The sequence below is a fragment of the Streptantibioticus rubrisoli genome, assembly GCF_024436055.1.
GTDB lineage: Bacteria > Actinomycetota > Actinomycetes > Streptomycetales > Streptomycetaceae > Streptantibioticus_A > Streptantibioticus_A rubrisoli.
Map to the genome: position 1 here is coordinate 1 of NZ_JANFNH010000053.1, position 17,662 is coordinate 17,662.

Here is a 17,662-nt window from a genome sequence, read left to right on the forward strand (position 1 = left end):
TGGGTGGGGTTCGCCCACCCACCACGCCGCGGCGCAGCCACGCGGCGGGACCCGCACCGGCCGTGCGCAACGGCGAATGGGTGGGCGGGAGGGCGGAAAACGCTACGTCGCGGTCAGCCACGTGCCGATGCGTGACAACAAGGCCGGGGACGCGGAGTTCTCCGCGTGGGCGAAGCCCGGCTCGATCCACAGCTCCGCGCGATCCCCGGCGGCGGCCGCCAACGACCGGGGATGGTCCAGCGGGAAGTACGCGTCCCGATCCCCGTGCACGATCAGCAACGGCGTGGGCGCGATGAACCGAACCGCCTCGACCGGCGGAACCGGCACGGGGTCCCACCCCTCGGGGTGGATCCGGGTCCTCAGGCCGTACCGGGACACCGTACGGCCGACCCGCCCCGTCACCACCCAGTGCAACCGCCGCATCGGCGCCGTCCCCCGGTAGTACCACCGCGCGGGCGCGCTCACCGACACCACCGCGTCGACCGGCACCTCCCGCGCCGCCGCCTGCCGCAGCACCACCGAACCGCCCATCGAGAAGCCGACGGTCGCCACCCGCCGGTACCCCAGCCGACGCGCCCAGCCCACCGCCGCGTCCACGTCCAGCACCTCGCGGTCACCCACCGTGGACCGTCCGCCGGAGCCGCCGTGCCCCCGGAAGGAGAACGTGACCACCCCGCCGTACCCCCGGAACGCCCGCGCCGCCCGCCGCACCGCGGGACGGTCGAGCGAGCCGGTGAAGCCGTGCGCCAGCACCACCGCCAGGTCCTCGGAACCGTTCAGCGCCCCATGGTGTTCGGCCTCGATCCGCACCCCGTCCCGTGTCAACAGGATGTGACGAGGTGATCTCTTTCGGGCGTATTGCCGACTACGTGAAGTGATCGAGGAAACACCGAACCGTGCCAACTCTTTCCCACCCGTGGCGTCCATGTCGGCTATTCTCCTGAGGCAAGAGGATCCGGGCAGCGCCGCCCCCGGGTCCTTTCGTGCTTTCGGGCACTCCAAAAGCCGCAGGGCACCACGTCCTCGCAGGGACCGAGGAGGGTTCGCGAATGAGCAAACCGGGCAGTACAGGTACTTCAGAGAGTGCGTATACAACGCCGTATACGGCTGACGGCCCGGCCGGGGCATGCTGGCTGGGTGGGCACAGTGCGCCCGGCGCGCCGTACCCGTGCCTTGACCGGACGACGGAGGGGAGCCTCCGGTGAGTTCACTGCTCCTGCTGACCAACGCCCTGCAACCGTCCACCGAAGTGCTGCCCGCGCTCGGCCTGCTGCTGCACAGCGTCCGCGTCGCCCCCGCTGAGGGCCCCGCGCTCGTCGACACGCCCGGCGCCGACGTGATCCTCATCGACGGCCGCCGCGATCTGCCGCAGATCCGCAGCCTGTGCCAGCTCCTGCGCTCGACCGGTCCCGGCTGCCCGCTGATCCTCGTCGTCACCGAGGGCGGCCTGGCCGCCGTCACCGCCGACTGGGGCGTGGACGACGTGCTGCTGGACACCGCTGGCCCCGCCGAGGTCGAGGCGCGGTTGCGGCTGGCCACCGGCCGCCAGCAGATCACCGCGGACGACAGCCCGCTGGAGATCCGCACCGGCGACCTGTCGGTGGACGAGGCCACGTACAGCGCCAAGCTCAAGGGCCGGATCCTGGACCTGACGTTCAAGGAGTTCGAGCTGCTGAAGTACCTCGCCCAGCACCCGGGCCGGGTGTTCACCCGCGCCCAGCTCCTCCAGGAGGTCTGGGGATACGACTACTTCGGCGGCACCCGCACCGTCGACGTCCACGTACGGCGGCTGCGCGCCAAGCTGGGTCCCGAGCACGAGGCGCTGATCGGCACCGTGCGCAACGTCGGCTACCGCTTCGTCGCGCCGGAGAAGGTGGAGCGCGCCGCCGAGGAGGCCAAGGCCGCCCAGGCCAAGGAGGCCGAGCGGACCGCGCCGGACCGGGGCGGGGCGGCGCGGGAGGAGGCCGCCGCGGGCGCCAGCTCGACCACCCGCGCGACCGGCGAAGACGGCCGGTAACGTCGGCGGTTCACCCGCGTAGACTACGCCCGTGCCCAAGGTGACGCGCGACGACGTGGCCAGGCTGGCAGGGACCTCCACCGCGGTCGTCAGCTACGTCATCAACAACGGACCCAGGCCGGTCGCACCGGCCACCCGCGAACGCGTGCTCGCGGCGATCAAACAGCTCGGCTATCGCCCGGACCGGGTGGCCCAGGCGATGGCCAGCCGCCGCACCGACCTGATAGGGCTGATCGTCCCGGACGCCCGCCAGCCGTTCTTCGCGGAGATGGCGCACGCCGTGGAACGCGCCGCCGCCGAGCGCGGAAAGATGGTGCTGGCCGGGAACTCCGACTACCTCGACGAGCGCGAGGTGCACTATCTGCGCGCCTTCCTCGGTATGCGGGTGGCTGGCGTGATCCTGATCAGCCAGGGCCCGAGCGAGAAAGCGGCGGCCGAGATCGAGGCGTGGGACGCCCGAGTGGTGCTGCTGCACGAGCGTCCCGCGGCGATCGACGACGTCGCCGTGGTGACCGACGACATCGGCGGCGCGCAGCTGGCCACCCGGCACCTGCTGGAGCACGGCCACGAGTATGTGGCCTGCCTCGGCGGCCTGGAGGGCACCCCGACGGTGGGTGACCCGGTCACCGACCACGTCGAGGGCTGGCGACGCGCCATGCAGGAAGCCGGACGGTCCACCGAGGGCCGGCTCATCCAGGCTCCGTACAACCGCTACGACGCCTACCGCATCGGCCTCGACCTGCTGTCCCGCCAGGACCGGCCGACCGCCGTCTTCTGCTCGACCGACGACCAGGCGATCGGCCTGCTGCGGGCCGCCCGGGAGCTGCGCATCGACGTGCCGCGCGAGCTGGCCGTCGCGGGCTTCGACGACGTCAAGGAAGCGGCACTGACCGATCCCTCGCTGACCACGGTGGCCTCCGACCGCGAGGCGATGGCCCGCGCGGCGGTGGACCTGGTGCTGGACGACGGGCTGCGGTTCGCCGGGTCGCGCCGGGAGCGGCTCAAGCAGTTCCCGTCCCGGCTGGTGATCCGCCGCTCCTGCGGCTGCTCGGCATAGGCGGCCCGCGGCTGCTCTCGGCGCCGGGCGAAGGGTAGGCGGCGGGCAACAAGTAGGTAGCGGCCTTTATTTCGGGCATACCTACTTCTGTCGGGCTTCTCAGCTGGCGCTCAGACGACTCTCATGATCCGCGCCGAAAGTCGTTGCCATGACGGACAGCACCCCCTTCAGCAGCGGCCCCCAGCACGGTGCCGAAGACCTCTCCGGCGGCGCGTTCCCTCCCCCGCCGCCGTACCACCCGTCGCAACCGCTGGCCGAGCCCGGTGGCCCCGGGCCCCGGCGCTCGCGCCGGTCCGTCGCGCTGGTCGCCGCGGTCGCCCTGGCCGCCGGTCTGGTCGGCGGTGGCACCGCGGCCCTGATAGGAAACGCGACCCGCACCGACACCGTCTCGTCGTCCGTCGCCGGGTCCCCGACCTCCGCCAAGTCCCTGGGCAGCGTGAGCGCGGTGGCCTCCGCGGTCAGCCCGAGCATTGTGGAGATCACCGCCGACACCGGCGGCGGGCAGTCCATCGGCTCCGGTGTGGTCCTCGGCTCCGACGGCGCCATCCTCACCAACAACCACGTCATCGCGGGCGCGGGCACCGTGAAGGTGAACTTCACCAACGGCAGGAGCGCCACCGCCAAGGTCATCGCGACCGACGCCTCCAAGGACCTCGCGGTGATCAGGGCACAGGGCGTCAGCGGCCTTCCGACCGGAAGGCTCGGCAACTCCGACTCGCTCGCCGTCGGTGACCAGGTGGTCGCCATCGGCTCGCCCGAGGGCCTGTCCAACACCGTGACCAGCGGTGTCGTCTCCGCGCTCAACCGCGACGTGACGGTGCCGGTCGAGGGCGGCGACTCCAGCGGTGGCGACTCCAGCGGCAACGGCTTCGGCGGCTGGGGCGGCGGCCGCCACCAGTGGCCGTTCGAGTTCGGCGGCGGCCAGTACAACGGCCAGGTCGGCGGAAACACCACCACCTACAAGGCGATACAGACCGACGCGCCGCTCAACCCCGGCAACTCCGGTGGCGCGCTGATCAACCTCGGCGGCCAGATCGTCGGCATCAACTCCGCGATGTACTCGCCGAGTTCCAGCGACGGCAACGGCGCCTCCAGCGACGCGGGCAGCATCGGCCTGGGCTTCGCCATCCCGATCAACACCGTCAAGTCGTTCCTCAACAGCAACAACATCAGCTACAACGGCTGAGGAGTCGCTCATGGCCCGTCTCACCGTGGGCGCCTACCGGGCCCGGCACGCCCTCGCCACCGCCGTAACCTGGTGCTCGGGCGATGAGCAGCGGTCCGCCGACCACGGCCGGGGGCAGGTGCCCCCGTACGTCACCGCCAGTGCGCCGTGCCCCGGCCGCACGACCCGGCGCGCCACCGCGCGCCGAAGCACCGCCTCCGCATCCGTGCGAGGCTGAACGCGCAGGCCACGCGCCGAACCGCACACCCGTCGAACCGCACACCCGTTACGAGCGACAGCGAGGTACGCACACGATGAGCCCCGCCGAGAGCGGCGAACAGCCGTCCCGCATCCTGGTCGTGGACGACGAGCCCGCGGTACGCGAGGCGATCCGCCGCAGTCTCGCCTTCGAGGGGTACGACACGGAACTGGCCGCCGACGGCTTCGCCGCCCTCGAACAGGTCCAGGCCTACCGCCCGGACGCCATCATCCTCGACGTGCTCATGCCGCGCATGGACGGTCTGACCACCGCCCGCCGACTGCGCCACAACGGCGTCACCACGCCCATCCTGATGCTCACCGCCCGGGACACCGTCGGCGACCGGGTCACCGGTCTCGACGCCGGTGCGGACGACTACCTGGTCAAGCCCTTCGAACTGGACGAGTTGCTGGCCCGGCTGCGCGCCCTGCTGCGCCGCACCTCGTACGCCGCGGCGGCCGCCAGCGCCGCCGAGGCTCCGCAGGACACCGCGCTAATCTTCGCCGACCTGCGGATGGACCCGGCCACCCGCGAGGTCACCCGCGCGGGCCGCCCGGTGGAACTGACCCGCACCGAGTACACGCTGCTCGAACTGTTCATGACCCACCCGCGCCAGGTGCTCACCCGCGAGCAGATCCTCAAGTCGGTGTGGGGCTTCGACTTCGAACCCAGCTCCAACTCCCTTGATGTGTACGTGATGTACCTGCGCCGCAAGACCGAGGCGGGCGGCCAACCGCGGCTGGTGCACACGGTGCGCGGTGTCGGCTACGTACTGCGCTCCGCCGAGGGCAAGCCATGAGGCGTCTGCGCCTGCTGAGACGCTGGCGCTTCAAGGCCCTGCCGCTGCGCTCCCGGTTGGCCCTGCTGGTCGCGGCGGCGGTGGGGTTCGCGGTGGCGGCGGTGGCGGTGGCGGCGTGGTTCACCGCGCAGCGGCAGTTGTTGCACCAGTTCGACCAGTCGCTGCAGAACACCAACCCACGGCTCAGCACCGCGCTGCGCTCGTGCACTCCCGGCACCCAACCCGGTCCAGGACCAGTGGCGGGTCCGCAGACCTACGTACAGGTCGTACAACCCACCGGACCGCCCTGCGTGGTTGAGGGCAAAGAGGTCAAGGTGACCAAGTGGGACCTGGGCGTCGCCAACGCGGTCGCCGACGGCATATGGGAGTCCAACGCGCGGTCCGTCTACCACGACGCCAGGACCACCGACGGCAAGGAGGCCGTACGCGTCTACACCCGGGTGATGCCGGTGCCCATCCCGGGCGTCGGCAGGCAGCCCTTCGCGGTCTCCGTCTCCCGCCCGCTGCGCGACATCACCGAACCCCTGGACCATCTCGCCCTCATCCTCGTCGTCGTCGCCGGAATAGGAGTCGTCGGCGCCACCAGCGCCGGGCTGGGCATCGCCCGCGCGGGCCTGCGCCCTGTGGACCGGCTCACCGACGCCGTCGAGCACATCGCCCGCACCGAGGATCTGGCGGTCCGCATCCCCGTGGAGGGCGAGGACGAGATCGCCCGGCTGTCCGCCTCGTTCAACTCCATGACCGCCCAACTCGCCTCCTCCCGCGAGCGCCAGCAGCAACTGATCGCCGACGCGGGCCACGAACTGCGCACCCCGCTGACCTCGTTGCGCACCAACATCGAACTGCTGGCCCGCAGCGAGGAGATCGGTCGGCCACTGCCGCCCGAGGACCGCAGGGAACTGCTCAGCTCCGTCAAGGCGCAGATGGCCGAACTCGCCCTGCTCATCGGCGACTTGCAGGAGCTCTCCCGCCCGGACGCGCTGCCGGGCAGCGCCCCGTTCCAGACCGTCGGCCTGCACGAGGTAGCCGAGCACGCCATCAAACGCGCCCGGCTACGCGGCCCCGACCTCACGATCAGGACCCACCTGACGCCCTGGTACGTACGGGCCGAGCCCTCGTCGCTGGAGCGCGCGGTGGTCAACCTGCTGGACAACGCGGTGAAGTTCAGCCCGTCCGGCGGCACCATCGAAGTCATCCTGGCCAACGGCGAGTTGACCGTACGGGACCAGGGCCCCGGCATCCCCCCCGAGGACCTCCCCCACGTCTTCGAACGCTTCTGGCGCTCCCCCTCCGCTCGCGCCCTGCCCGGCTCGGGCCTCGGCCTGTCCATCGTCGCCCGCGCCGTCCAACAGTCCGGCGGCGCGGTGTCGTTGCACCCCGCCCCGGGTGGCGGCACGGTGGCGGTCGTACGGCTGCCGGGCACGGCGGTGGCGCCGCCGGAGTGACCCGTGACAACCGGGTTGACCGAGCGGGAACCGAACCGCTGGGATGGACGTGGTGATGGGAGGATGGCCGGGGCTGAGAACGCCGTGGCCTGAATGAGCATCGGGGGTTGATGTGAAGTTCGACATGGGAAGCGGCACCCTGTCAACGCTGATCAAGAACACCCAGGGGTCGAGTGAGGATCTGGGGTCGCTGATCAAGCAGTTGATCGCGGCGGCGCAGCCGTTGGAGGGGAAGTTCAACGGCGCGGGCAAGGCGGCGTTCGATGCGTTCAAGGCGCAGTCGGACCGGATCACGGCGGATCTGAACAGCTCGTTGGGGGCGATCCTGGGGGGCCAGTCGGGTATGAACAAGTCGTTCACCACTGGTGACCACCAGATGTCGGATGACGCCCGCTCGGCGATGGGTTCGGCGAACTTCGACGCGGCCCGGTTCTCCGGCCGCTGAGACACAGGGGGTTGGTTCTCATGGGCAACGCTGACCGTCGCAGCTTCGACACGGGCGCGTCCGCCGAGGCGCAGACGAATCTGGCCGGTGTGATCGCCCGGTTGGAGACGGTGATCAACGAGCGGGACCGGCAGGTGAAGGCGGCGATGGCCGACTTCCAGGCCGATGGCGTCTCGGATGAGTACCACGGCAAGGAGCAGCGCTGGAACCGGGCCGCGAACGAGGTGCGGCAGATCATCCACCTGGTGCGCTCGACGCTGGAGAAGAACGACGGCACCGCGCAGCAGACACTGTCGCAGGCGAAGGCGGCGGTGGACGGGATCGGGTAACGGCGTCATGTAACGCCGGTTGCGGGCTTGCTGGGACACGGGGAGGAGCGGCAACGGGATGGCGTCGCATCCAGCGGGTGTGTGGAACATCGATGTCCACGGGGTGGGCGTCGTCGTGGGCAAGATCGGCGACATCGCCAAGGGCCTCAAGGATCAGGTCACCTCATACGGCACCCATCTGCAGAACGCGGCCAAGGACGCGGGCACGATCAGCAAGGGCGGCTCGGGCGACTACGGCGGCAAGAACGGCATGGGCCTGGTCGCGCTGGCGTTGAGCAACTTCGCCGAGGCGACGAAGGGCCAGTTGGAGTTCATGGCCGAGCGCGCGGGCGCATCGCTAACCGGTGCGGTGGACGCCACCAAGGCGTACATCACCGGTGACCTGGAGATGGCCGCCCAGGCGCAGAGCGATGCGTTGAAGGCCAGCACCACGCCACCCCCGGTCGCGCTGCCACCCTCGCCTGGGGGGAGGAAGAAGTGAGCGACGCGCTGATCAAGCCCGAGGAGATACCCCAGTTCACCGGGCACATCGACCAACTCGAATCCGACGTCACCGACCTGCGCAACGACGCGGGTGCCATCGCCGGGACGGGTGCGGGCGTCCACTCCAACTTCCAGGGACTGTCCGCGTTCTACGAGGCCCCCGAGGCCGAGCAACTGTTCGCCACCACCAAGCCGGTCGCGGACGCGGGCAGGACCTTCGGCGACGACCTGAAGACCGTCGCGAACGCGTTGTCGACGTACGCGAACGAGATCAAACCGCTGGCCAGCAAACTCACCCAACTGCGGCACGACGCCGAGGCGTTCGTCGCGGAGGCGAAGAAGGACCACAACTGGCAGTACGACAGCCACAAGGTCGACCGCAACAACGACCTGCGCAAGCAGGTCGACGCCGCCGTCGCCGCGTTCTGGGACGCCGAGATCCGCTGCGCGAACGCGATCGACGCGATCTTCCACGGCACGCAGTACGTACACAACGACGGCAGCAACAAGTCGAACATGTACGGCTACACCGCCCAACAAATGGACGGCGCCAAGGGCCTGCCCTGGGGCGACGCGGCCGAGCTGAAGTACCACTGGTACCGCATCGACCACTGGGCCAAGTCCTTCGTCTGGGACGGCCTGATCGTCGACGGCATCTGGGGCACGATCAAGGGCCTGGGCGGCCTGGTCGGCCTGGAGGGCCTGGACACCTTCCTCAACTCCTGGAAGGGCCTGGGCGAACTCGTCGTCGGCCTGTCCAGCTACTCCCCCGTCTTCGCCGCCATGCCCGAATCCTGGCTGCCCGGCTGGGTGCGCACCAGCCGTAAGACCACCCAGGCCTTCGGCAAGAGCCTGGTCGCCTGGGACGAATGGAGCAAGGACCCCGCCCGCGCCGCGGGCGGCGTCACCTTCAACGCCCTCACCCTGCTCGCGGGCGGCGAAGGCGTAGCCGCCAAGACCGGGTCAGTCGGCAAGGTCGTCAGCGTCCTGGGCAAGGCGGGCAAGTTCATCGACCCCATGACCTACGCCGCCAAGGGCGCGGGTATCGCCCTGAAGGGCATCGGCGACCTCCCCAAGGTCGCCGCCGCCATCGACGCGTTGAAGAACCTGAAGGACCAGGCGGTCTTCAACGTCAAGGGCCTGGTCAACATCGACACCCTCAAGGCCCGCTTCGGCTCCCTCCCCGACGGCACCGTCCCGCTGCCGGATGGCGGCCACATCGACCCCCACCTCAACTACCACGCACCAGACGGCACCATCCACGAGCCGGTACACGAACCTTCTGCGGCGGACCGCGCCACGCCCACACCTCCGGACGTCCACGTCGAGGCCCCGACGCAACGGGAACTGGTCACGGTGGGCGGGGGCAGCCATGATCCCGGCGACCTGAGCGGCGGCGCTCACGGCCATGGCGACGAGAGTCATGGCAGTAACGGTTCGTCGCCTCACGCTGATGTCCACGCTGGCTCGGACGCTCATAGCGAGCACGCACCGCCCGACCACGCGGGACATGGCGATGCCGAGCATGCCCCAGAAACTGACCACACGGGACATGACGCTCCGAGCGTCCATGACACCGGACACGGGTCTGGCCACTCGGAGTGGCCAACGTCCCAAGATGGTCCGCTTACAGAGGGGCATCGGGGCGCAGGAGACCCCCTGCCGTCCAGTGCGGAAGTCAAACAAGCCCTGATCGACCGCAAGTTGCAGCCAGTGGACATGTCACGCTACACGGCTGAAGACGGACATTATTACGCAACCCGCGTCTTCGCCGGTGGCCGTGCTGATGGGCAAACGGTCTTCGCCGGACACGGGTTCATGGAAAGGACAGCGGGAGAGTTCACCGTTCCACACGGCACAACCATTTCCTTCTACGTGCCGCACGGCGACCTGCTTCCCGGCCTGAACGGCGTTGCGGTGGAGGCCGGGGTCTACCCTGGCGGCTTTGTCGAAACGTTCCACCCAGGAGATGTAATCCCCGATTACACCCTCGCCGCACCAAGCGCCGGCCTCGGCGGCAGCTTCAGCGTCATGGAAAACTCAGTGACCGTGACGGAGCGGACTCGCCTGTCAGAGCTGCTCAAAGAGGGTATGGGGGACGTGCACTGGGCCGCTTGCCGAGAGCTCGAGCCCTAGAATGCTCACCAACGGGCGACGCTTGGGAGGCACACATGGAGCAGTACACACACACCGAGGGGCCATGGGTCCTCACCGATGTGTCGCTCACCATTGAGAGCCCGGACCTGGAACCCGACTCGTTGACGTCGATGTTGGGCATTACGCCCACTGACACCCGCATGCCGGGTCCGAGCCGATGGCGGCCAGCCGACGACACAAATGGGCTTTGGATTCTGAAGTGCAATGATCGCATTTCTGACACATTGGACGAGCAGATCGATTACGTGCTGTCGGCGATTGAGCCCAAGAGCCAAGAGCTCCAGAGGCTGATCACATCCGGATTCCAGGCGTACTTGCAGATCCATGGCTTCGTCGGCAACGGGGCGACATTCCGGCTATCCACCTCAACCCTTGAACGTCTCGCCCGGCTGGGAATCCCACTCAAGGTTTCACAGAATGCCAACGAGCGCTGACAAGAAGTCTTCAAAGGTTGCGAGGAAAAATGGGAACCCGGAAAGAAAGCTGGGAATCGGTGAGCACCTCACTTGTCATCACGAAGAGTGATCTCTCACCAGACTTCATCAGTGAAAAGCTGTCGCTCAACGCCTCCTTTGCCCGCCTCCCGGGGGAGACACCCGCTTTCAGGGAAGGTGTCGGCTGCTGGACCTACGGGTACGATGAGAGCTTCTCACCCAGCGTCGAGGACCAGTTGCAAGCCCTTAGCGGCCAACTGGAGAGCCGCCGCGCCGCCCTGGCGGAACTGGTTAGCCAAGGTTATTCCGTCCAGATCGATATCACCGGCTCGGTGGAGACGGGCGTAGCACTGTGGCTGAGTCCCACTATCCTCAACCGAGTCAAAGAGCTAGGCGTCCCCCTTTCCTTTACCTCTAGGTGCGCCCCATTGAAAGATGAGTTTGACTGGCTTTCATAGGGTTCGTGTACCTCGCCACGAATTCCCAACTGACAACGCGGCTCGGGGCGTAGAGGTGCTCAGCAAGGGCACGAAGGAAGAAATCGAGGACTTGGAGGAGTCACCCGATTTTGACAGCGCGATTGCATGCCACCGAGGCTGAGGCACGCTGCGTCCTCGACCCCACAGCGAACGAGCTCGAGACGCGGGAAGCCTATGTCGCGGCCATGCAGATCGGCTCGGGCAAATTTTGGTATCGCGGGCTACCAACCGTTGTGGTTGCAGGGCCGTAGCGGCGTTATGCGCGAGCACGAGCATCGCCTGCGTGGTCTCGTCGGCCGTACGTTGACGAAGGTCTGGCTGGTCTGGGACCTAGAGGATGACGAGTGGTTCTGCGACTGCCCGGTGCTGTTGGACTTCGACGGCGAACAGGTCGAGATCAATCATCACAAGTTCGACGATCTATCCCTCACGTGGAACACGATCGACCCCGGATGTCCGGTCCAGTGGCCGGACTTCGACTTGCAGTGGCGTTGCTGGCCGACCCCTGAATTGCGCGCTGCGCTAGGCCTGCCACTCAAGAACGTGGAACTGCTCGAATGGACGGGCAACGACCTGGCTCGCGGGAACGTTGACGTCAGCTTCGTCTTCGACGGGAGCAGGGTGACCGTCTTCAATGCCCTGGACGAGAACGGTCTCAGCTTCGCACCACCCGATCGCCATCAGCGAGCCCACACTGTCCGCTGACGCACTCCACACTCAGTCGCACTCCGCAGAAGCACCACGACGACCTTGCCGCGCTCGCCGACGCCATGGGCGGAGGCGTGGCGAGCGCGGCTTGGGGCTACTTGTTGCCTTCCGTGGCGTGCCAGGTGACTGGCTGTGCGCCCGATCCCTGGCCCTGGAATACGACGGTGGCAGGGGTGTCGCCCTTGGGCAACATGTGGATGGTGCACTGAGTGAACGTGCTCCCTGGCTGCAGCATGTGGTCCAGGAGTGACTGCGGACACTGCTCGATCCCGTTACCGCTGCCGTCGAAGTTGAGGTTCAGGAGAGTCATTGCTTTTGCCTCCTGGCCGCTGGCTCCCCGCAGCAACACGCCCTCGTGCATGTCCGGGTACAGGTCGTTCTTGCCGTTGTTGCGGTACTCGATCGTGACGTAGTACGGGATCAGCTTTTTCTGATCTGCGTCCAGGTCGTACTGGCTCAGGTCGGATATGTTCCCAGTGCGCACGCTCTTCGGGGTGACGCTCATCGGCACAGGGTGCTTATCGCTGTCCTGCCAGACGGAATCGGCGGTCTTCCCCGCAGGCAGTACGCCGCTTGCTGCGTCGTCCTTGTCACCGCGGACCTGCCAGATGACCGTGCCGCCGCCATCGTCGGTGAAGGAGACGGTCGTCGGTTGTTGCTTCGGCGACAGCATGAAGATCTGGCACACCTGTGCCGTGCCGCCCGCCGCCAACGTGTCCGGACCACTCTGACCGCAGTGGTCGGGAAGACTTGGACCGGTGCCCAGACCATCGGACAGCATCGAGATCGCCTTGCCGGGCTGGCCGTCGGCGCCGTTGACCGACAAGTCGCTCTCCGGGGACGGATGCGACAGCGCGGCCTGGTCGGTGTTGGTGTAGGAGACGGTCAGGTAGTACGGCACCTTCCCCTTGAGGTCGTCGTCCATCAAGTGGACGTGAGTCAGGTCGGAGGCCGAGCCACGCGCGAGGCGCTGGGGTGTGATCCTCAGGTGGTGCGCCCGTTTGTCGGAGTCGGTCCAGGTGACCGATTGAGGTGTCGTCTGCATCGGCACGGACTGAGCGTGCGTACTCGATACCGTCGTCTGCGGTGACGCCTTGTCGGAGGAGTGTGTGTCGCCACCGCAGCCCGCAGCGGCGAAGACGACGACACTCACACTCGTGGCAGCGGCTATCCGCCTACGCACCCGCACGAAAACCCCCGTCGCTGGTATGTGAAATGTGAAACGTGAACCGGGCCTTGGTCGTTACCCGGAACGCAACCGGACCAGTCCGACACAATATCCGCCCCGCGCCAGAGTGCGGCAGCCGATATGTCCCCCGGGAAGACGCTCCGCCCGGGCGGCTTATCCCCGGTGCCGAATGACCGCCGTCTGAACGACCTTGTCGTGCAGGCACTGGTAGTACGGTCGGTCCCACAGGAGCCACAACGCGTTGAGTAGGCCCAGGAACGGGACGAGCGTCATCGTCAGGTCGAGGAGCCAGCGGCCCAATGCCTGGCCGAAGCCCAGGCGTTCGGTGGGCCTGGCCAGTGGGACAGCGCGGGTGCCCGCGCAGCGCTTGCCGAGTGTGCGGCCCCACAGGACGGTCTGCACCGGGTCGTACAGGACGACCCACGCGAGCATCGCCACGATGTGGCACACCAACAGCGCGCCGCCCTCAGGCTCGTTCCCCGGTCGTCCCGTCACCCGGCCGATCACCAGGAACACGATGCCGATGACCACGCAGCCCAGGAACACGAACAGGAAGTCGAGAGCGTGACCGCCCAGCCGCTGGCCGGGGTTGGCCAGTACCGGTGGGTTACGCGGATCCCGCTGAACGGCGGGCCATGCCTCTGGCGGTAGGTAGCCCGTAGTCGGAGGCGGGTACGCCCCGTACGGGGTTGCGCCCACAGGCGGCACCGGGGTCTGGCCCGGGTAGCGCGTAGTCGGGTACTGGTGAGGCTCGGCGTTGTATGGGCTGCTCATCGCACTCCATTCAAACAGGCCCGCGTCGCACGGCGCTTACCCCCGTGACTTGCAGACCACGTCTCCGGCTCGTGCCGCCGCGCGGTAGAAAGTGCGTAGTTCGTTGAAGGTTCGGGCGAGGGCGCCGGATTCGATGAGGTCCAGGCCGTCGTTCCAGCCCGTGAACGAATAGACCCACAGCTCGCCGTTGCGCATTGCCGGTGCGCGCGCATGTAGCAGTTCGTCGAAGTCGAGGGCGTCCAGGTAGTCGGCGACCTTCCGGACCTGGTCCGGGCGTAGCAGCGTCTCCGCGACGTACGGGCCGCCGCCCCACGACAACCGGTGGCCGTCCCACACCACATGGCTGGCTGGGGGGTCGGCGCCGTCGCCCTCCTTGCCGGTGAGCAGGACGTGTATCGCGTGCCAGACGCGGTGCGTGTCCATCTGGGCGACCGGGCGCACCTGGGGGTGTTCGCTGAAGCAGGCGTCCAGCAACTGGTCCAAGCCGTCCGGCTGCGCGAGAAGTGCGTCGACGTCGTCCGGACGCATCCGGAACAGCCAGGTCCATATGCCCACCTTTGGCCCCTCCTCTTATGCCGCCATGCCGAACGCGTCGCGGCGCAGGACCTCGAACCACAACAACTTGCCCGGTTTGCCGTCGAGTTCGCCGCCGATCTCGTATCCGCCGTAGTTGTCGGCCCAGCGCCGCACCAGCATCAGGCCGCGGCCCTGCTCGCTCTCCGGCTCCGGTGAGTGGAGCGTGCCGTTCGCGAACGGTGGCGGGATGGTGGGGTTGGTGTCCCATACGCCGACGCGCAGCCGGTTCGCCATGTTGCGGACGCGGAGGGAGGACGGGCCGTCGGAGTGGCGGTAGGCGTTCGTGAGCAGTTCGCTGGTCAGCAGCTCGGTCGGGTCCAGGAGTTCGCCCAAGCCGTGAGTGGTCAGTACGGTACGGAGTGTGAGGCGCGCGACGCGTACCGCGCGTGCGTCGCGCGGGAGTTGGAGGGTGTACGTCCAGAGGGAGCCCATGGCTACTCCTTGCAGGGTGCAGTGGCTTGCGTCACACAGTACGGCCTTCCGCTGAATAACTGTGACGCAATCCGCAGAATGGATATGACTCGTACCCGTGTGGGTGACGTGCAAGGGAGCAACAACAGATGCCGATGAGGAGCAGCCCGACCGCGCGTCAACTTCGGCTCGGCGCAGAGCTGCGCAAGCTGCGTGAGCGTGCTGGCCTGTCGTCCACGGAAGCGGGTCGCCTTCTGGGCACCAACCAGGCGCAGATCAGCAACATCGAGGCGGGCCGCTTCGGTGTGAGCTCGGAGCGAGTGCGAGCGATGGCCCGGAACTACGCGTGCACCGACCAGGCACTCATCGACGGCCTCGCTGGGATGACTGGTGAACGCAAACGAGGGTGGTGGGAGGAGTACCGCGAACGCCTGCCGCTCGGGCTTCTGGACATCGCCGAGCTCGAACACCATGCCGCCGCACTGCGGGTCGCGGTCGCCATCCACATGCCAGGGCTGTTGCAGACCACCGAACACGCCCGTGCGACCTTCCGCGAGATCGTTCCGCCGCTGCTGCCGCATGAGGTGGAGCACCATGTCTCACACCGCATCAAGCGGCAGGAGATCCTTTACGGCAGTGCGCCCACGTCCTATACGGCGATCATCCATGAGGCCGCGCTACACATGGGTTTCGGTGGCCCGGCGACCTGGCGCGGCCAGTTGACGCACCTCATCGAGATGAGCGAGCTGGACAACGTCACCATCACGGTAGTGCCGTTCGGAAGTGGGTTCCCCGGTTCAGGTCACCCCATTGACTACGCCGTTGGCCCCGCCCCGCAGCTGGACACCGTTGTACTCGACACCGACCATGGGTGCGAATTCCTTGATGCGGAGGCACAGTTGGCGAGGTACCGAAAGGTGCTGGACCGAATGGCGGGCAGCGCCCTTGACCCGCGAAAGTCCCGTGATCTGATCCAACGCATCGCGCGCGACATCTGAGAGGAAGCGTTCGTGTCCCCCCTTCACTGGCAGAAGTCCTCGTTCAGCGGCACGGGTTCAAACTGCCTCAACGTCGCCATATCCACCCCCGGAACCATCCACCTCCGCGAAAGCGACCGCCCGGAGGTCATCCTCACCACCACGCCCGCCCGCCTCGCGGATCTCCTCCGGAGGATCAAGGCAGGCGGCCTCGACCGGCCGTAGTTGCCGGGTCCGTAGCGGGCTACCCTCGTCACCCCATACCACCCAGCGGAGCGGAAAGCGATGGCGCGCGACTTCGACAGTCAGCTTCTTGAGTCCGTGGCCGTGCGGCGGAGGCGGTTGCGGGACGCGTTGCTGCACGGACCCATGCGGACGCGCCGCAGCACCGACGAGAACCTGCGGAAGGCGTTCGCCGGAGTGGCGCTCGCGGCGGTGATGTGCGCGGGATGTGTGGGATGGTCGTTCGTCTCGCATCGGCTGGCGCATCAGGCGCAACCCGGGCTGGTGCCGGTCACCTCGTCCCCGGCCCCTGCCAGCGGCTCGCCGCGGTGATAGGTTCGGCGAAATGGTGAGCACGGGGGCCAAGCGTGGTGCGCGGTTGAGCCGGGTCACTCTGGTTGGGGAGCGGCGACGCGTCGATCTCGTGCTGCCGTCGGACGAGCCGATCGGGCGGCTGCTTCCCGAAGTTCTGGCGCTGCTGGACGACGCGGTGAGTTCACCGCCGGTCCCCCGGCACCTGGTCACCGCGCACGGAACCGTACTACCGCAGGACGCTTCGCTGGCCTCCGCCGAAGTGGCGGACGGTGCCGTGCTGCGGCTGGTGCGCGCCCAGTACGCGCCCGCGGCGCCCGTCGTGCATGACGTCACCGACGAGGTGGCGGACGATCTGGACCTGCGGGCCTGGCGCTGGCGGCCCGCCGCCCGGCGGTGGACCGCCGGGGCGCTGGCCCTGGTACTGGGCCTGGTCGCCGCGCTGTTGGCCTGGGGCGACATGGGCCCCGCCGCCGTCGCGACCTGGCTGTTGGCGATCGGCGCCGCCGCGCTGGTGGGCGGCGCGGTCACCACCCGCCTGAACAACCGGGGACTTGGCACCGCCTTGATGGTGACCGGCGGCGCGCTGGGCGGCTGCGGCAGCTGGGCGTTGTCCGACGCGCACGGCTGGCCGGTCGCCGCGCACTGGGGCGGGTTGGCCGGGGTGCTGGTGCTGACGCTCGCCATGCTCGGGCTGTTCTCGCCGGTGGGCCGCGGCGGACTGGTCGGCGCGGGCGCACTGGCGCTGACCGGTGCGGCCTGGGAGGCGGTCGCCGCGCTGACCGGTGCCGCGCACGGCGCCGCCGACCAGGCGCGGCTCGGCGGTGTGCTCGCGGTGGCCTCGGTCGTCGCGCTCGGCGTGCTGCCGCGCTGCGCGCTGGTGGCGGCCGGGCTGACCCGGCTGGACGACCGGCGGGCGGGCGGCGCGTCGGTGAGCCGGTACGAGGTGAGCACCGCGCTGGCCGCCGCGCACCGCGGCCTTGCGGTCGCGGCGGTGACCGTCGCCGCCTCCTGCGCGACCGCGGGTTGGCTGCTGTTGGCCGCGCCGAACGCCTGGACGGTCCCGATGACCGTGCTGCTTGCCGTGGCCCTGCTCTCCCGTGCCCGGGCGTTCCCGCTGATCGCGGAGGTCGTGGCGATGCAGGCGGCCACCGGGGTGCTGCTGACGCGGCTGGTCGCGGTGTGGCTGGCGCACTCCGCGCACGCCTGGCCGGTGTTGGTGATGTGCGCCGCCGCGCTGCTGCCGCTGGTGGTGCTGGCGGTGGAACCGCCGGAGCACGTGCGGGTACGGCTGCGCCGCGCGATGGACCTGGCCGAGACGCTCAGCGTGGTGGCGCTGTTCCCGCTGGTGCTGGGCGTGTTCGGGGTGTACGGGCAACTGCTCGGCGCTTTCAGGTGAGACGTTCCGTGAGTTGGAGGGGAGG

General features: G+C 68.5%; 22 protein-coding genes. 17 read left to right on the top strand and 5 right to left on the bottom strand.

The features are described from left to right. Positions 1 to 102: 102 nt before the first annotated feature. The gene (locus tag NON19_RS29080) at positions 103 to 831 is read right to left on the bottom strand and encodes an alpha/beta hydrolase (protein ID WP_372514332.1); all 729 of its coding nucleotides are present in this window, start codon (positions 829 to 831) and stop codon (positions 103 to 105) included. Between the two features lie 370 nt (positions 832 to 1,201). Between NON19_RS29080 and NON19_RS29085 the strand changes: the two genes are divergently transcribed. The 13 genes from NON19_RS29085 to NON19_RS29145 all read left to right on the top strand — a co-directional run bounded on the left by NON19_RS29085 (position 1,202) and on the right by NON19_RS29145 (position 11,774). Continuing rightward, positions 1,202 to 2,017 (top strand): response regulator transcription factor, encoded by an 816-nt coding sequence (locus NON19_RS29085; RefSeq protein ID WP_255932127.1) that lies wholly within the window; start codon positions 1,202 to 1,204, stop codon positions 2,015 to 2,017. Between the two features lie 31 nt (positions 2,018 to 2,048). Beyond that, positions 2,049 to 3,074, top strand: a complete 1,026-nt coding sequence (locus NON19_RS29090) for a LacI family DNA-binding transcriptional regulator (RefSeq protein WP_255932128.1) — start codon at positions 2,049 to 2,051, stop codon at positions 3,072 to 3,074. A 148-nt stretch (positions 3,075 to 3,222) separates the two neighbouring features. Next, positions 3,223 to 4,260: a S1C family serine protease gene (locus NON19_RS29095; protein WP_303654472.1), complete on the top strand. Its 1,038-nt coding sequence runs from the start codon at positions 3,223 to 3,225 to the stop codon at positions 4,258 to 4,260. A gap of 10 nt (positions 4,261 to 4,270) precedes the next feature. Further along, positions 4,271 to 4,477 carry a hypothetical protein gene (locus NON19_RS29100; RefSeq protein ID WP_255932129.1) on the top strand — a complete coding sequence of 69 codons (207 nt, stop codon included), beginning with the start codon at positions 4,271 to 4,273 and terminating at the stop codon, positions 4,475 to 4,477. A gap of 76 nt (positions 4,478 to 4,553) precedes the next feature. Next, positions 4,554 to 5,297, top strand: a complete 744-nt coding sequence (locus tag NON19_RS29105) for a response regulator transcription factor (protein WP_255932130.1) — start codon at positions 4,554 to 4,556, stop codon at positions 5,295 to 5,297. Then, positions 5,294 to 6,742 carry a sensor histidine kinase gene (locus NON19_RS29110; protein ID WP_255932131.1) on the top strand — a complete coding sequence of 483 codons (1,449 nt, stop codon included), beginning with the start codon at positions 5,294 to 5,296 and terminating at the stop codon, positions 6,740 to 6,742. Before NON19_RS29105 ends, NON19_RS29110 begins: the two co-directional genes overlap by 4 nt. Positions 6,743 to 6,854: 112 nt before the next feature. Beyond that, complete coding sequence (locus tag NON19_RS29115; protein WP_255932132.1) at positions 6,855 to 7,187, top strand: hypothetical protein; 333 nt, start codon at positions 6,855 to 6,857, stop codon at positions 7,185 to 7,187. Between the two features lie 20 nt (positions 7,188 to 7,207). Then, positions 7,208 to 7,516 carry a pore-forming ESAT-6 family protein gene (locus NON19_RS29120; RefSeq protein WP_255932133.1) on the top strand — a complete coding sequence of 103 codons (309 nt, stop codon included), beginning with the start codon at positions 7,208 to 7,210 and terminating at the stop codon, positions 7,514 to 7,516. Positions 7,517 to 7,574: 58 nt separating this feature from the next. Further along, positions 7,575 to 7,997: a DUF6507 family protein gene (locus tag NON19_RS29125; protein WP_255932134.1), complete on the top strand. Its 423-nt coding sequence runs from the start codon at positions 7,575 to 7,577 to the stop codon at positions 7,995 to 7,997. Continuing rightward, complete coding sequence (locus NON19_RS29130) at positions 7,994 to 10,135, top strand: putative adhesin (RefSeq protein ID WP_255932135.1); 2,142 nt, start codon at positions 7,994 to 7,996, stop codon at positions 10,133 to 10,135. Before NON19_RS29125 ends, NON19_RS29130 begins: the two co-directional genes overlap by 4 nt. 35 nt (positions 10,136 to 10,170) lie before the next feature. Continuing rightward, complete coding sequence (locus tag NON19_RS29135) at positions 10,171 to 10,590, top strand: DUF4279 domain-containing protein (RefSeq protein WP_255932136.1); 420 nt, start codon at positions 10,171 to 10,173, stop codon at positions 10,588 to 10,590. Positions 10,591 to 10,649: 59 nt separating this feature from the next. Next, positions 10,650 to 11,048, top strand: coding sequence for a DUF4279 domain-containing protein (locus NON19_RS29140; protein WP_255932137.1), 399 nt, complete (start codon positions 10,650 to 10,652; stop codon positions 11,046 to 11,048). A gap of 279 nt (positions 11,049 to 11,327) precedes the next feature. Beyond that, positions 11,328 to 11,774: a hypothetical protein gene (locus NON19_RS29145; RefSeq protein WP_255932138.1), complete on the top strand. Its 447-nt coding sequence runs from the start codon at positions 11,328 to 11,330 to the stop codon at positions 11,772 to 11,774. Positions 11,775 to 11,871: 97 nt separating this feature from the next. On the opposite strand, the gene NON19_RS29150 is transcribed toward NON19_RS29145, so the two are convergent. The 4 genes from NON19_RS29150 to NON19_RS29165 form a co-directional block, all read right to left on the bottom strand. Further along, a complete protein-coding gene (locus NON19_RS29150; protein ID WP_255932169.1) occupies positions 11,872 to 12,822 on the bottom strand; it encodes a hypothetical protein in 951 nt (316 codons plus the stop codon). A gap of 297 nt (positions 12,823 to 13,119) precedes the next feature. Then, positions 13,120 to 13,740 carry an RDD family protein gene (locus NON19_RS29155; RefSeq protein WP_255932139.1) on the bottom strand — a complete coding sequence of 207 codons (621 nt, stop codon included), beginning with the start codon at positions 13,738 to 13,740 and terminating at the stop codon, positions 13,120 to 13,122. 36 nt (positions 13,741 to 13,776) lie between these two features. Then, positions 13,777 to 14,295 carry a DUF1877 family protein gene (locus tag NON19_RS29160; protein WP_255932140.1) on the bottom strand — a complete coding sequence of 173 codons (519 nt, stop codon included), beginning with the start codon at positions 14,293 to 14,295 and terminating at the stop codon, positions 13,777 to 13,779. 15 nt (positions 14,296 to 14,310) lie between these two features. Then, positions 14,311 to 14,748, bottom strand: a complete 438-nt coding sequence (locus tag NON19_RS29165; RefSeq protein ID WP_255932141.1) for an ATP-binding protein — start codon at positions 14,746 to 14,748, stop codon at positions 14,311 to 14,313. Between the two features lie 128 nt (positions 14,749 to 14,876). On the opposite strand from NON19_RS29165, the gene NON19_RS29170 reads away from it, so the two are divergent. The 4 genes from NON19_RS29170 to NON19_RS29185 are packed head-to-tail and all read left to right on the top strand — an operon-like array spanning position 14,877 to position 17,637. Further along, positions 14,877 to 15,725: a helix-turn-helix domain-containing protein gene (locus NON19_RS29170; protein ID WP_255932142.1), complete on the top strand. Its 849-nt coding sequence runs from the start codon at positions 14,877 to 14,879 to the stop codon at positions 15,723 to 15,725. Positions 15,726 to 15,737: 12 nt separating this feature from the next. Next, on the top strand, positions 15,738 to 15,929 hold the full coding sequence (locus NON19_RS29175) for a DUF397 domain-containing protein (RefSeq protein WP_255932143.1): 192 nt from the start codon (positions 15,738 to 15,740) through the stop codon (positions 15,927 to 15,929). Between the two features lie 60 nt (positions 15,930 to 15,989). Continuing rightward, entirely contained in the window at positions 15,990 to 16,259 is a 270-nt protein-coding gene (locus tag NON19_RS29180; RefSeq protein ID WP_255932144.1) for a hypothetical protein, read from the top strand. Positions 16,260 to 16,272: 13 nt separating this feature from the next. Further along, the gene (locus tag NON19_RS29185) at positions 16,273 to 17,637 is read left to right on the top strand and encodes an EsaB/YukD family protein (RefSeq protein ID WP_255932145.1); all 1,365 of its coding nucleotides are present in this window, start codon (positions 16,273 to 16,275) and stop codon (positions 17,635 to 17,637) included. Positions 17,638 to 17,662: the final 25 nt, after the last annotated feature.